The 13,243-nt window shown below is 68.4% G+C and carries 14 protein-coding genes, 1 tRNA gene and 1 riboswitch; of the genes, 7 read left to right on the top strand and 8 right to left on the bottom strand.

The window, feature by feature from the left end; all coding sequences use genetic code 11:
* Positions 1–56 precede the first annotated feature (56 nt).
* On the bottom strand, positions 57–1,751 hold the full coding sequence (gene tig / locus BM145_RS03955) for a trigger factor (protein WP_093331519.1): 1,695 nt from the start codon (positions 1,749–1,751) through the stop codon (positions 57–59).
* Positions 1,752–1,812: 61 nt separating this feature from the next.
* Positions 1,813–1,897: transfer RNA gene (locus tag BM145_RS03950), tRNA-Leu, on the bottom strand.
* Positions 1,898–2,007: 110 nt separating this feature from the next.
* Here BM145_RS03950 and BM145_RS15945 point away from each other — a divergent pair.
* Both BM145_RS15945 and BM145_RS03945 read left to right on the top strand, forming a co-directional pair.
* On the top strand, positions 2,008–2,166 hold the full coding sequence (locus BM145_RS15945; RefSeq protein WP_177200073.1) for a hypothetical protein: 159 nt from the start codon (positions 2,008–2,010) through the stop codon (positions 2,164–2,166).
* Positions 2,167–2,169: 3 nt separating this feature from the next.
* Complete coding sequence (locus BM145_RS03945) at positions 2,170–2,424, top strand: hypothetical protein (RefSeq protein WP_093331516.1); 255 nt, start codon at positions 2,170–2,172, stop codon at positions 2,422–2,424.
* 137 nt (positions 2,425–2,561) lie between these two features.
* Here the strand turns inward: BM145_RS03945 and BM145_RS03940 are convergent, their stop codons facing one another.
* From BM145_RS03940 to gatB, 4 genes are read right to left on the bottom strand one after another with little or no spacing between them, the layout of a single operon-like run.
* Positions 2,562–3,170 (bottom strand): hypothetical protein, encoded by a 609-nt coding sequence (locus BM145_RS03940; protein WP_093331512.1) that lies wholly within the window; start codon positions 3,168–3,170, stop codon positions 2,562–2,564.
* Positions 3,167–4,351, bottom strand: a complete 1,185-nt coding sequence (locus BM145_RS03935; protein WP_245739052.1) for a M48 family metallopeptidase — start codon at positions 4,349–4,351, stop codon at positions 3,167–3,169. The genes BM145_RS03940 and BM145_RS03935 overlap by 4 nt, the downstream gene beginning before the upstream one ends.
* Positions 4,348–5,094, bottom strand: a complete 747-nt coding sequence (locus BM145_RS03930) for a hypothetical protein (protein WP_093331510.1) — start codon at positions 5,092–5,094, stop codon at positions 4,348–4,350. Before BM145_RS03930 ends, BM145_RS03935 begins: the two co-directional genes overlap by 4 nt.
* Positions 5,095–5,147: 53 nt before the next feature.
* A complete protein-coding gene (gene gatB / locus BM145_RS03925) occupies positions 5,148–6,617 on the bottom strand; it encodes an Asp-tRNA(Asn)/Glu-tRNA(Gln) amidotransferase subunit GatB (RefSeq protein ID WP_093331507.1) in 1,470 nt (489 codons plus the stop codon).
* A gap of 79 nt (positions 6,618–6,696) precedes the next feature.
* Here gatB and BM145_RS03920 point away from each other — a divergent pair, with 79 nt between their 5' ends.
* Both BM145_RS03920 and BM145_RS03915 read left to right on the top strand, forming a co-directional pair.
* Positions 6,697–7,122 (top strand): putative toxin-antitoxin system toxin component, PIN family, encoded by a 426-nt coding sequence (locus BM145_RS03920; RefSeq protein ID WP_093331504.1) that lies wholly within the window; start codon positions 6,697–6,699, stop codon positions 7,120–7,122.
* Position 7,123: 1 nt separating this feature from the next.
* On the top strand, positions 7,124–7,393 hold the full coding sequence (locus BM145_RS03915; RefSeq protein WP_093331502.1) for a toxin-antitoxin system HicB family antitoxin: 270 nt from the start codon (positions 7,124–7,126) through the stop codon (positions 7,391–7,393).
* A gap of 7 nt (positions 7,394–7,400) precedes the next feature.
* Here BM145_RS03915 and gatA read toward each other — a convergent pair whose 3' ends face one another.
* Both gatA and gatC read right to left on the bottom strand, forming a co-directional pair.
* The gene (gene gatA, locus BM145_RS03910) at positions 7,401–8,885 is read right to left on the bottom strand and encodes an Asp-tRNA(Asn)/Glu-tRNA(Gln) amidotransferase subunit GatA (RefSeq protein WP_093331499.1); all 1,485 of its coding nucleotides are present in this window, start codon (positions 8,883–8,885) and stop codon (positions 7,401–7,403) included.
* Positions 8,886–9,057: 172 nt separating this feature from the next.
* Positions 9,058–9,360: an Asp-tRNA(Asn)/Glu-tRNA(Gln) amidotransferase subunit GatC gene (gatC, locus tag BM145_RS03905; RefSeq protein ID WP_093331497.1), complete on the bottom strand. Its 303-nt coding sequence runs from the start codon at positions 9,358–9,360 to the stop codon at positions 9,058–9,060.
* A gap of 59 nt (positions 9,361–9,419) precedes the next feature.
* Here gatC and BM145_RS03900 point away from each other — a divergent pair, with 59 nt between their 5' ends.
* The 3 genes from BM145_RS03900 (at position 9,420) to BM145_RS03890 (ending at position 13,005) form a co-directional block, all read left to right on the top strand.
* Positions 9,420–10,544 (top strand): DUF3089 domain-containing protein, encoded by a 1,125-nt coding sequence (locus BM145_RS03900; protein WP_093331494.1) that lies wholly within the window; start codon positions 9,420–9,422, stop codon positions 10,542–10,544.
* Entirely contained in the window at positions 10,544–11,017 is a 474-nt protein-coding gene (gene ruvX, locus BM145_RS03895) for a Holliday junction resolvase RuvX (protein WP_093331492.1), read from the top strand. The genes BM145_RS03900 and ruvX overlap by 1 nt, the downstream gene beginning before the upstream one ends.
* A gap of 59 nt (positions 11,018–11,076) precedes the next feature.
* Positions 11,077–11,158, top strand: a riboswitch (ZMP/ZTP riboswitch).
* A gap of 5 nt (positions 11,159–11,163) precedes the next feature.
* Positions 11,164–13,005: a PDZ domain-containing protein gene (locus tag BM145_RS03890; RefSeq protein ID WP_093331489.1), complete on the top strand. Its 1,842-nt coding sequence runs from the start codon at positions 11,164–11,166 to the stop codon at positions 13,003–13,005.
* The last annotated feature ends 238 nt before the right edge of the window (positions 13,006–13,243 follow it).

The following is a 13,243-nucleotide window of genomic DNA, read 5'->3' as shown; positions in this document are numbered from 1 at the left end:
CCGGGACCAGGCTCTCCTGAGCTTCGCCGAAGGGCCCGGCATGACGGAGACCGCTGTTACGCCTCGTCCGTCTTCGCCTTCTTGGCGCGCGGCTTCTTGGCGGGCGCCGCATCGGCGGCCTGCGCACCCTCGGCGCTCTCCGCGGCCTCGGGCGAGGCCTCGACCACCTGCGTCTCCGCCTCGATCGGCGCGCCCTTCTTCGCCTTCGCCTTCTTCGGCGCCGCCGGAGCCTCCTCGCCCTCGACACCGGCGTTGTCACCCTTGGCAGCGGGCTTCTTCTTCGCCTTGGGCTTCTCGCTCACCGCCTCGGCACCTTCGTGCGCGTGGTCGTGATCGCCATGGTCGTGGCCATGATCGTGACCGGCATGGTCATGGTCATGGTCATGATCGTGGTTGTGCACGTGCGTGCCGGTCGAGAACCCGTCCTCGCTCTCGATCGCCGCTTCCAGCTCCTCGCGCGTCGTCTCGCGGTCGGTCACCTCGGCGCGCTCGAACAGGAAGTCGACGACCTTGTCCTCGTACAGCGGCGCGCGAAGCTGCGCGGCCGCCATTGGCTCCTGCTGCACGTACTGGATGAAGCGCTGGCGATCCTCGGGGCCGTACTGCTGCGCGGCCTGCATGATGAGGCGCTGCATCTCCTGATTGCTGATCTCGACGCCGTTCGCCTGGCCGATCTCCGACAGCAGCAGCCCCAGCCGAACGCGACGCTCGGCGATCTTGCGGTAATCGTCGCGCTCCGACTCCATCTCGGCGCGCGCCGCCTCCGGATCGGCCTCGTGGGTCGCCTCATGCTCCAGCTGCGACCAGATCTGGCTGAACTCGGCCTCGACCATCGACGGCGGCACCGGGAAGTCGTGACCCTCGGCCAGCTGGTCGAGCAGCTTGCGCTTCATGTGCGTGCGCGTGAGGCCATTATGCTCCTGCTCGATCTGCCCCTTGATGAGGCCGCGCAGCTGCTCCAGGCTTTCCAGCCCCAGATTCTTCGCCATGTCGTCGTCGATGCGGCTCTCGCCGGCGGTCTTGACCGACTTGACGACCAGGTCGAACGTCGCCGGCTGCCCCGCCAGCTCCTTGGCCGGATATTCCGCCGGGAAGGTGACCGAGATCTGCTTCTCGTCGCCCGCCTTCACGCCGACCACCTGATCCTCGAAGCCCGGGATCAGCTTGCCCGACCCGATCTCGACGGCCATGTCGGTGCCGGTGCCGCCCTCGAAAGCGACGCCGTCCGCCGTCTTGCCGACGAAGTCGACGGTGACGAGGTCGCCCTGCTCGGCCGCCTTGTCGCCCGCGTCGTCCCAGCTCTTGTTGCCGGCCGCGAACTTCTCCAGCTGCTCGTCGATCGCGGCATCCGCGACCGGCACCGTCAGCCGCTCCAGCTTCAGCGCGTCGATCGCGGGGGCCGGCACGTCGGGCAGCACTTCCAGCTCGACCTTCACCTCGGCGTCCTTGCCGTTGGCATAATCCTCGCCCAGCTCCACCGTGGGCTGCATTGCCGGGCGCAGGCCCTGGTCGGCGATCAGCTGCTGCACGCCGTCGCGGATCGCGGTGTTCAGCGCGTCGGCGGCCAGCGCCTCGCCGTGCATCTTGCGCACCAGATTGGCCGGCACCTTGCCGGGACGGAAGCCGGGCATCCGCACCGTCGGCGCGACGCGGCGGACCTCGGCGTCGACCTTGGCGGTGATGTCGCCGGCCGTGATGGTCAGCGTATAGGCGCGCTTCAGCCCCTCGTTCAGCGTCTCGACAGTCTGCATTTCCGGCCTTCGATCTGGAGAAAATTCGCTGGCGACCCGCCGCGTGCGCCAACGGCGGGATTGGTGCGGGCGAAGGGACTCGAACCCCCACATCTTGCGATGGCAGGACCTAAACCTGCTGCGTCTACCAATTCCGCCACGCCCGCACGGACCCGCCGATGGGCGCGCGTCTATACCAGCCGACCGCGACTCGGCAAGCGTGCAAGGCAACCGGCCGCGTCGGCGATGCGTTGAGGGGCGGTAAGGAGAGCGAACCATGGCGACCCAGCCCCCCACCGAACTGCCCATCCCCGACAGCCAGCCCGCCGATCCCGGCGCGCCCCCGCCCGAGATCGCACCGCCCGGCCCGGACATCGACCAGCCCTCGCCCGGCACGATCGGCGATCCCGGCACCTCGCAACCGGCGGAGATCTGATCCATGACCGACGCCAATAGAGACGGGCGCGGCGAAGGCCGGCCGGAGGATCACGCGGGCACCGACCCCAACGCGCCGCCGGCCGCCCGCGACGACGACGCGCGCAGCGACATCGAACAGGCGGTCGAGTCGCGCGCCGACGCGGTCGAGCGCGGCGAAGGCGGCCCGGAGCCTGATCCCATGACCAAGACCGGCGACTATTCCGGCGTCAGCGGTGACGGCGGCGAGGTCAAGAACCAGGGCCTGACACAGCAGTAACGACGGTGGGAGTGGGAGGAGCGATCGGTCCTCCCACTCCTCCGTCATGCCGGGCGCGATCCGGCATCCAGCCGCTCACGAAGCCTCCGGATCACGATGACCGAACGGTCACCCCGCCCGGAATGGATTCACCGTCCTCAACTCACCTTGACCGAGGGTCCCGGGATCGTCGCCGTCGCCACCAGTGCCCGGTAATCCGCCAGGTTGCGGTCGAAATAATGGATCACCGGCGCCTCGTACGCGATCAGGTACAGTCTGCCCCCGACGATCGCCCCCGCGGCCTCGCCCTGCCGCTTCACCTCGTCGCCTTGCAGCGCGAAGCTGTAGCGGAAGCGGAAACCCGGATTGTCGGCGAAGCGTGCCGGTTCGATCCCGTCGATCTGGAACAGCGTCGACCCTCCGGCGATCCGGTAACTCTGCTCGAACAGCTGCGCCACGTCGGTCGCCAGCATGTTGGCGGCGAAGCGCGGCAACGGCTTGTTCTTCTTGTCGACCTCCTTGAACAACGTCTGGTCGCCCGCGATCCCGCCGTAGAAGGTGACCTCGTTGAGCGGCAGGCCGTCCAGCGTCCACGCCTCCGCGTTGCGGCCGGGACGCGACTGCGCGCGGTTCCAGTCGATCGCCGGCGTCACCGTCAGCACCGATTTCGCCACCGTCACCGGCTTGGCATGTTCGACCAGCTTGTACGCCCACCCCGGCGCCGCCGCGAGCGCGAGCGCCGCCACGACCGTCATCGACTTCTTCATCCCGCTTCCCCCGCCAGCATCGCGATCATCGCCCGGTCGCCCGCCTCCGGCCGCTTGGCCAGATAGGTCTTGAGCGCCGCCCGTCCCTCGTCCTCGCGCCCCGCGCGCAGGGCAGAAAGACCCAGCCCGCGCCACGCCTCCACCGGCGCATCGGCCAACGCCACCGCCTGCCCGTAGAACCCCGCCGCCTGGGCGAGGTCGTCGGGCCGCCCGCGCTGCCGGTACAGTTCGCCGCGCGCGTAGAGCAGCTCCGCCATCCACCCGTCCTCGGCCAGGTGGCCGAGCAGATATTCGGTGGCGCCGAAATCGTTGAGCTTGACCTGATCGTCGACCAGCTGCGGCCACCACGGCTTCAACGCCGCGCGATACGCCCCACGCCCGTCGGTGCGTTCCCCTGCCGGCTGCGCCGCGGCGAGCGCGCGCAGATTGGCGACGCGCTCGGCCGTCGGCGGGTGGCTCGCGAACAATCCGCCCGTTCGATCCTTGCGACTTTTCGTCCCGCGCGCCGCGGCGGTCGCGTCCTGCTCGGCGCGCAGCTGCTCCCACACCCGCGCCGCCTCGCCCGGATCGTAACCGGCCTTGGCCATCAACGGGATCGATCCCGCGTCCGCTTCCCGCTCCATGTCACGCGAGAAGGAGTAGACCGATCCCAGCACCCCGATCTGCACCGCGGTGACGGCGGCAGCGGCGGCATAGCCCGCGACCGGGATCATCGACAGCCACGCCACCGCGTTCGCCTTGGTCTTGGCATCGCGGAAATTCCGCAAGCTGTGGCGATACTGGTAATGCGTGAACTCATGGCCCAGCACGGCCGCCAGTTGCGCCTCGTCGCGCACGCGCAGCAGCAGGCCGGAATAGACCATCATCGTGCCGTTGGGCATCATCGCCGCGTTGAAGTCCGCCGTCCGCAGCAGGTAGATGCGCACGCCCGCGCATGCCTCTGCCCCCACCGTGCGACAGAACACGCCACGCACGTACGCGTTCAGCGCCGGGTCGCGCAGCAGGAAGTTGGACGTCTTCAACTGCCGCTCGGCCTCGTCGACCTGCATCCACAGCCCGCGCTCGTCCTTGTCCTGCGGCAGGTAGCCCGCCGCGACCGGTTCCTTCAGCCCCTGCCCCGCAGCGGGCATCGCGCCGAGCAGCGCCAGCGCCGCCGTCAGCGCCGTGCGCGCCCGTCTCACCGCGCTGCGACCGCGGCGGCGGGCGCCCCTTCCTTGGCGGGAAAGCTCTGGAGCAGTTGCCCGATCCGCTTGGTCGCGCCCTCGTCGGTGCGCGGGTCGCCGCCCGATCCCGGATCGACGTTGAACCAGACGAGATTGCCCGTCTTCAGGTCGACCAGCGCGGCGTAGCTGGCATGGACGCCCGCCGGCACGAACGCGCCGAACAGCCCCGCCATCACCGCCTGCATCACCTTGCGCCCGGCCGAGCCGTAGGCGTCCTTGGTCCACAGGAACAACGCGTAGTCCCCGCCCGCCACGCGGGAGAGCTGCGTCGCGCCCGGTCCCAGCGTCCAGTCGAACCGGTCCTTCTTGGTCGGCAGCTTGGCGAGCGGGTTCATCTTGTGCTCGACCACCGCACTCGCGACCGCGCGGAACAGCGACTGGTAATCGGCGACGAGCTGCGCATTCTCGCCCAGCTCGTCGGGCAGGAAGACGACTTCGTTGCCGCTCGCCTTTTGGTGCGTCGCCAGCGTCTGCGACAATTTGGTGCGCGCGGTCGCCGTCCACTCGGCATTGGGCTCCTGCACCCCGCCCATGCCCATCGTGCCGACCTCGACGTCGGGCCGGAACACGACGATCTTCGCCGGTTGTCCCGCCGGGAAGCGGAACGCCTTGTCCACCTCGACCTTGGCCTCGGCCGTGCCCGACACGGCGAACCCCGACACCGCGAGCAACGCCGCCGCGACCATCACCTTCCAACGCATGGCTACCCCCCGGTTGCCTCCCGATAACGGCAGGCTAATCCGAGGGCCTCGCGTCAGGCAAGCGCCTTCTTCAGCAGATCGTTGACAACTACCGGATTGGCCTTGCCGCCCATCGCCTTCATCGTCTGACCGACGAAGAAGCCGAACAGCGCCTCCTTGCCCCCGCGGAATTGGGCGAGCTGGTTGGGGTTCTTCTCCAACACCTCGGCGATCACCGCCTCGATCGCGCCGGTATCGCTGGTCTGCTTCAACCCGCGCTCGGCGACGATCACGCCCGGATGCTGGCCAGTCTCCAGCATGATCTCGAACACCTGCTTGGCCAGGCTGCCCGACAGCGTGCCGTCGGCGATCAGCGTCAGCAGCTCGGCCGCCTTCATCGGCGTCACCGGCGATTCGTCGATCCCCTTGCCCAACCGGTTGAGCGCGCCGAACAACTCCGACGTCACCCAGTTCGCCGCCTGCCCGCCCGGCGCACCCGCCGCCAGCAGCGCATCGAACCAGCGCGCGCTCTCCACCTCGGCGGTCAGCACCCCCGCCTGATACGCCGACACGCCCGTCGCCTCGTAACGGGCCCGCTTGGCATCGGGCAATTCGGGCAGCGACGCGCGGCATTCCTCCAGGAACGCCTCATCCAGCTCCAGCGGCAACAGGTCGGGATCGGGGAAGTAGCGGTAATCGTGCGCGTCCTCCTTGGACCGCATCGACCGCGTCGCGCCCGTATCCGGATTGAACAGCCGCGTCTCCTGGACGATCTGCCCGCCGTCCTCCAGCACCGCGACCTGCCGTTTCGCCTCATGCTCGATTGCCTGCATGACGAAGCGCACCGAATTGACGTTCTTGGTCTCCGTCCGCGTGCCTAGCGGCTCGCCGGCTTTCCGCACCGACACGTTCACGTCGGCGCGCATCGATCCCTGGTCCATGTTGCCGTCGCAGCTGCCGACGTAGCGCAGGATCGACCTGAGCTTCGTCAGGTAAGCCCCTGCTTCCGCAGGCGAAGCCATGTCCGGCCGACTGACGATCTCCATCAGCGCGACGCCCGACCGGTTGAGGTCGACATAGGACCGCGTCGGATGCTGATCGTGCATCAGCTTGCCCGCATCCTGCTCGACGTGGATACGCTCGATCCCGATCCGCTTCACCACGTCCGGGTTCTTGTCGTCGGGGCTGACGTCCAGATGCCCCTCGCCAACCAGCGGGTGGTACAGCTGGCTGATCTGATACCCCTGCGGCAAGTCGGCGTAGAAGTAATTCTTGCGGTCGAACCGTGACCAGCGGTTGATCTGCGCCTGGATCGCCATGCCCGTGCGCACCGCCTGGCGGATACACTCCCGGTTAGGCACGGGCAGCATCCCCGGCATCGCCGCATCGACCAGCGACACCTGCGTGTTCGGCTCCGCCCCGAACGCCGTCGCCGATCCGGAGAACAGCTTGGCGTTCGACATCACCTGCGCATGCACTTCCAGGCCGATCACGACCTCCCACTCGCCGGTGCGGCCTTTGATGCGGTAGCTGGTATCTGTCATCGGTCTGCGATGCCGCGACGGGCGTCCGTTTTCAATCGTGCCGTTGCCTGATGGTGCCGACCGTCATATCACGGGTGAGATGAAGATCGTCCTCGACACCGATGTGTTCGTCGCGGCGCTACGCAGCAGCACGGGGGCCTCGATCGAGCTGCTGCGGTTGGCGAGAGTTCGCAAGGTCGCCATCATCGTCTCGGTGCCATTGGTGATCGAGTACGAAGCCGTGGCTACCCGCGACACGCAGCTGACAGCATCCGGCCTGAGCGTGCACAACGTCAACGCCATCCTCGACGTGCTGGTGGACATGGCCGTAAGAACGGCGATCGACTACAGCTATCGACCGGCGACGCGCGATCCGAACGACGACTTCGTGCTGGAAGCCGCGGTGAATGGGCGAGCGGACGCGATCGTGACGTTCAATCGACGCGACTTCGGCGATGCTCCCAGCCGCTTCGGAATCGCGTGCCTCCTCCCTCGGGAGGCGCTGGAGAGAGCAAGGAGAGAATGAGATGAACGATCCGGCGACCTACCCACTGCGATTGCCGCGCTCCATCAAGGATGCTGTCGCCCGTGCCGCCCAGCAGGATGGCATCAGCATGAACCAGTTCATCTCCAGCGCGGTGGCAGAGAAGCTCGCCGTGTTCGAAACGCTTGGTTACCTTGAAAAGCGCGCTGCCCGAGCCGACTACGAAGCCTTCGATCGCTTCCTGAGCCGTTCGGGCGGCGAGCCCCCACGCGATGGTGACGAGCTACCAGACGGATACGTGTCGATCCGCTAAAGCCCGCTCACCACCACGCCGCCGGACGCTCAGTGAAGCCGGCGCGCTCCTCGATCGCCAGTCCCGCGTTCAGCACCCCTTGCTCGTCGAGCGCGCGCCCGATCACCTGCAGCCCCAGCGGCAGCCCGGCCGCGTCCAACCCACCCGGCACGCTCATCGCCGGCAGCCCCGCCAGCGACGATGGCACCGTGAACACGTCGTTCAGATACATCGCGATCGGATCGGCCGATTTCTCGCCCAGCGCGAACGCCGCCGACGGCGCGGTCGGCGTCAGCAGCAGGTCGCACTGCTCCCACGCCCGCTCGAAATCGCGCGCGATCAGCGCGCGCACCTTCTGCGCCTGCGTGTAATACGCGTCGTAGAAGCCGGCCGACAGCACATAGGTGCCGATCATGATCCGCCGCTTCACCTCCGGGCCGAAGCCGTCCGCCCGTGTCGCCGCGTACATATCCTGCAACCCCGCGCCCTCGGGCAGGTCGCGCAACCCGTACCGCACGCCGTCGTACCGCGCGAGGTTCGACGACGCCTCGGCCGGCGCGATGATGTAATAGGCCGGTAGCGCATATTTGGTGTGCGGCAGCGACACCTCGACGATCTCCGCCCCCGCGTCGCGCAGCCAGCCGATGCCACGGCTCCACAGCGCCTCGATCTCCGCCGGCATCCCCTCGACCCGATATTCCTTGGGAATACCGACCCGCTTGCCCTTGAGATCGCCGGACAATCCCGCTTCCCAGTGCGGCACGTCCAGGTCGAGCGAGGTCGCGTCCTTGGCGTCGAACCCCGCCATCGCCTCCAGCATGATCGCGCAATCGCGCACGTCGCGCGCCATCGGTCCCGCCTGGTCGAGCGACGACGCGAACGCGATCGTCCCCCAGCGCGAACAACGGCCATAGGTCGGCTTGATGCCGGAAATTCCCGTGAACGCCGCCGGCTGCCGGATCGAGCCGCCCGTATCCGTCCCCGTCGCGCCCGGACACAGCCGCGCCGCCACCGCCGACGAAGATCCGCCCGACGACCCGCCCGGCGCCAGCGGGGCATTGCCGCCGTCCGACCGCCGCCACGGCGAGATGACGTTGCCGAACGCCGACGTCTCGTTGGACGAGCCCATCGCGAACTGGTCCATGTTGAGCTTGCCCAGCATCCCCGCGCCCGCGTCCCACAAATTCTGCGACACGGTCGATTCGTACGGCGGCACGAACCCGCCCAGGATCTCGCTCGCCGCCGTGGTCGCCACGCCCTTGGTGCAGAACAGGTCCTTCATCCCGATCGGCACGCCGGCGAGGGGCTTCGCCTCCTCTCCCGCCGCGCGCGCCGCATCGGCCGCGTCGGCGGCGGCGAGCGCGTGCTCCGGCGTCTCGACCAGGAACGCGTTCAGCGCCTTGGCCTTGGCGACGTTGGCGTTGAACGCCTCCGCCACCTCGCGCGCGGAAAAGGCGCCCGAGCGGAACCCGTCGCGGATACCGGCAATGCCGAGGTCGGTGAGGTCGGTCATGCCAAGGTCCACATCGTCGAAGTCATGAAAGAAGCGCCGGCGACCGACACCCACCCGTCACCCCGGCCCCGTGCCGGGGTCCACCGTGCCGCGCATCCATCGATCGATGCTCCTGCGGAAAGGTGGATGCCGGAACGAGTCCGGCACGACGAAGAAGAGAGAAGACTGCCCCTCACTCGATCACCTTGGGCACCGTGAAGAACCCGTGCTCCGCCTGCGGCGCATTCGCCATCAGCGCCTCGCGGATGCCCCCACCGGTCAGCGGATCGGCGTTCACCACGTCGTCGCGCAGCCGCAGGTGGTTGGGGATCACCGCCGTCATCGGCTCCACCCCGCTGGTATCCACCTCGCCCAATTGCTCGATCCAGTGGAGGATGTTGTCGAGCTCGGGCGCGATGCGGGTCGCGTCCTCCTCGGTGATGGCGATGCGGGCGAGGCTCGCGATCTTCTTGACGGTGGCGGTGTCGACGGACATGCCCCGCGGCTAGCATCGCCGCCGCCCGCGGCGCAACCTCTGCCGACACGGAGCCTCCTTTGGCGCGCAAGTTCCTCTACGCGATGGTCGTCCTCATTGTGCTCGTCATCGCGGGCGCCCTGGCCTACCGCTTCTACGGCAACGACCTGATCCGCGCCGCGCTGGTCCCGGGCGAGCAGTTCCGCGCGCAGCCGTCGGTGGAGAGCCGCGCCTACGACGACAAGGCGATGTGGCTCGCCCGCCCCGACCTGCCCGCCAATCCCGCGCTCTGGGTTCCACAGGGTTACGCGGCCGGGGAGCCCGGCGACGGCGCCGCGATCTTCTTCATCCACCCCACCTCCTACGTCAGCCGCGATCATTGGAATGCGCCGATCGACGATCCCGAGACGAACGACCGCGCCGCCCTGTTCCTCCGCGGCCAGGCGAGCGCCTTCAACGCCGTTGGCGAAATCTGGGCCCCGCGCTACCGCCAAGCCACCTTCGGCGCCTTCCTGACCAGCGCCGCCGATGCCGAGCGCGCCCTCGCCCTCGCCTACCGCGACGTCACCGCTGCCTTCGACGCCTTCCTCCGCCAGGTCGCGCCCGATCGCCCGATCATCCTCGCCGGCCACAGCCAGGGCGCGCTTCACCTCACCCGCCTGCTGCGCGACCGTGTGGCGAGAGACCCCGCGCTCGCCCGCCGCATCGTCGCCGCCTATGTCGTCGGCTGGCCCGTCTCGCGCACCGCCGACCTGCCCGCGATGGGCCTGCCCGAGTGCAGCCGCGCCGACCAGTTCCGCTGCCTCCTGTCGTGGCAGACCTTCGCCGAGCCCGCCGACCCGTCGCTGATCGTCGACACCTACGACCGCACCACCGGCTTCACCGGCGTGTCGCGCAAATCCACGCCGATGGTCTGCACCAACCCCCTCACCGGCACGCCGAATGCGACCGCCCCCGCCGCCGCCAACCTCGGCACGCTCTACCCGGCCAAGGACCTCGCCACCGCCGCCATCACCGCCGGCCGCGTCCCCGCACGCTGCGCCGGCGATTTCCTGCTGATCGGCGAGGGCCCGGACGTCGGCCCCTATGTGCTGCCCGGCAACAACTACCACGTCTACGACTACAGCCTGTTCTGGGCCAACGTCCGCGCCGACGCGCTGCGAAGGGCGGGCGCGTTCGAGAGCCGTCGCGCGCGTCTCTACTGATGATCGCCGCCCCGCTCGTCACCCTGGCGGCCGCCGACTTCCGCACCGCGCTTCCACAAGGCGGCCGGCTCCTCGGCCTCGACGTCGGCACCAAGACGATCGGCACCGCCCTCTGCGACGCCGGCTGGAGCTTCGCCAGCCCCGCCACCCTCGTCCGCCGCACCAAGTTCACCGCCGACAAGGCCGCCCTCGCCACCCTCGTCGCGCAGCAGCAGGTAAAGGGCCTCGTCATCGGCCTCCCCCTCAATCTCGACGGATCGGAGAGTCCCCGCAGCCAGTCGAGCCGCGCTTTTGCCCGCAACGTCGCCGACCTCGCCCCCGTCCTCCTCTGGGACGAACGCTGGTCCACCGTCGCCGCCGAACGCGCGATGATCGCCCAGGACATGAGCCGCGCGAAAAGGGCGACCCGCATCGACAACCACGCCGCCGCCCACATCCTCCAGGCCGCCATCGACGCGTTGGTGGCGGCATAAAGGCAGGCCACCGACGGATCGATCGTCTTTACAGATCATGGCGGCTCTCCCTATCGTCCGGCGCCTCGCGCGACTGACGCTGAACGATGGCGCTCCATCGGGAAGCGCGAGGGTTACTGGCCGCGCGTCCGGACATCCTTCCTCGTGTGGAGAAGACGGTGTCGCAAGGCAGCGATGTGGTGGAGGCACGCGGACGGCCGTTCAAGACGGCGGCGTTCATCGCCTATCGAGTGCTCTGGGTCGTGCTGTTCGTCGGAGCGATCGTGTCCGTGTCCTACGGCGGCCTCACCTCCGAACTCGCGACACAGCGGCAGCAGAAGGCCGGCTTCGCGCTCGGCCTGTCGCCTTACCTGCAACCCTCGGCCGAAGGCATGCTGCTCGGGCCGCTCGGCAAGGAAGGGAGCCGCATCGGTTTTCGTGAAGGCGATCTATTGCTGGCCGTCGATGGAAAGCGGCTTCCGAGCGAGGATGATGCCAGGGTCGCGGCCCTGACCGGACCGGCCGGCGATGCGGTCCGTCTCACGGTCCGCCACCAGGACGGCATCATACGGACGATCGGCGTTGTTCGCGACCCCTATCGGCTTCAACGCAGCATGGCTGATTGGGGCATCGATTACGAGGTCCGAAGGTGGACCGCGTTCGCGATCTTCCTGATCGCCTGGTCGGCAAGCCTGCTGACGGCGCTGTTGCTGTTCCTTCGCCGTCCGCGGGAGAAGGTGGCGCAACTCCTTTCCTTCTCGCTAGTGCTGGGATTGGCGCCTGGCGTCGATCTTCAATATTCCCTCGCCACGATCGTCCTGACGCTTGCCGTTCTGTTGTTTGCCACCCGCCGCATCAGCACCGGGTGGCAGTGGCTTGCACTGGCCAGTGTATTGATCGGAGAAGCCTGTCGATCGCTGATGATATACGGCTTCCTGTCGTCTTCCTGGTTTCCGCTCGTTGCCGCCATCCCCCCTGCCGCTCTGTTGCTCGCGGTCATGCAGCAATTGCGGGTCACGCCGACGGGCATTGCGCGTCAGCAGATCAAATCGGTGCTGTTCGGCATCACCGCATTCTGCGTGCTCAGGCTCGCCAACTCGGCTTTGGTCTACCTGCAGGCGCACGTCGACGACCTCGCGCTCGGCAGCTGGATCATCCTCTTCTCCCACCTGACGTTCGCGCTGTCCGCGTTGGCGATTCCCGCCGGATTGCTGATCTCGCTGTTTCGCTTTCGGCTGTACGATGCCGAAACGGCGATCAGCCGATCCGTCGCGTTCGGCGCGCTGACGCTGATCCTGCTGGCGATCTTCGCCGCGTCCGGCAAGATCATCGAGGCGCTGGGCGAGCGGTTCCTCGGCGCCGAGATGGGCGCATGGTCGGGCGCGCTCGGCGCCGCGATCGCCGCCGTCATCACCGTGCCGGTGCACGGACGCGTGACCCGATGGGCGGAACGGCGGTTCCAGGGCGATTTGTTCCGGCTGCGACGCAGCCTGCCGGCCCTGGTCGCCGATCTGCGCGAAACGGCCGATCCGCAGGCGCTCGGACACGCCACGCTGGCGCGCCTGGGAACGGGCGTGCGCGCGGCCCATGGCGCGGTGACCGCCAACGGGCTGGTCATCGCCTCGCGCGGCGTCGAGCCGGACACCGTCACCGACTGGCTCCGCCATGCAGGGGAGGCTCCCGGCGACCACGATCGGCTCCATGCCGATCGCGGCGATCCGCTCTTCCCCCTGCGCGTCCCGCTCTACGCGGATGGTGTCGGCCTCGCGGGATGGCTGCTGCTGGGTCCCCGGCCGGATGGCAGTTTTTACGGCAAGGACGAACGCGAGACGCTCATGGAGATCGCCGACCCGGTCGCCCGCGCGCTGGCCATATCCTCACGCCGCCATTCGGAGGAAACGGCACGGGCCTCCGCCTTCGATCGGCTGACGCAACGCTTGACCGACCTCGAAACCCTCTTCGATCGGCTGGTCGCATCGAGGACGCCGATCGGCAGCGCCGTCACCTGATCGACGGCTCCCCGGACCGCCGCTGTCCTACAAACCTCGAATCAGCTATGATCCCGCTCACAGGATCACCACCGCTCTTTCTCATCGTCGCACAATCGGAAACGATCACGCCCGCACGTTTCCTTCCAGGGGTCAATCGAGTCAAGCAAACCGCCGCCACGCAATTTCCTGACTAAACTTAGCCGGAACTTCCGCCGCCACCCCCCGCTTGCCCCGCCCCGCCGCCGCCGCTACCCCG

The organism is Sphingomonas rubra (genome assembly GCF_900115745.1).
Taxonomy (GTDB): domain Bacteria; phylum Pseudomonadota; class Alphaproteobacteria; order Sphingomonadales; family Sphingomonadaceae; genus Sphingomonas; species Sphingomonas rubra.
This window is presented reverse-complemented; position numbering and strand designations above follow the sequence as displayed.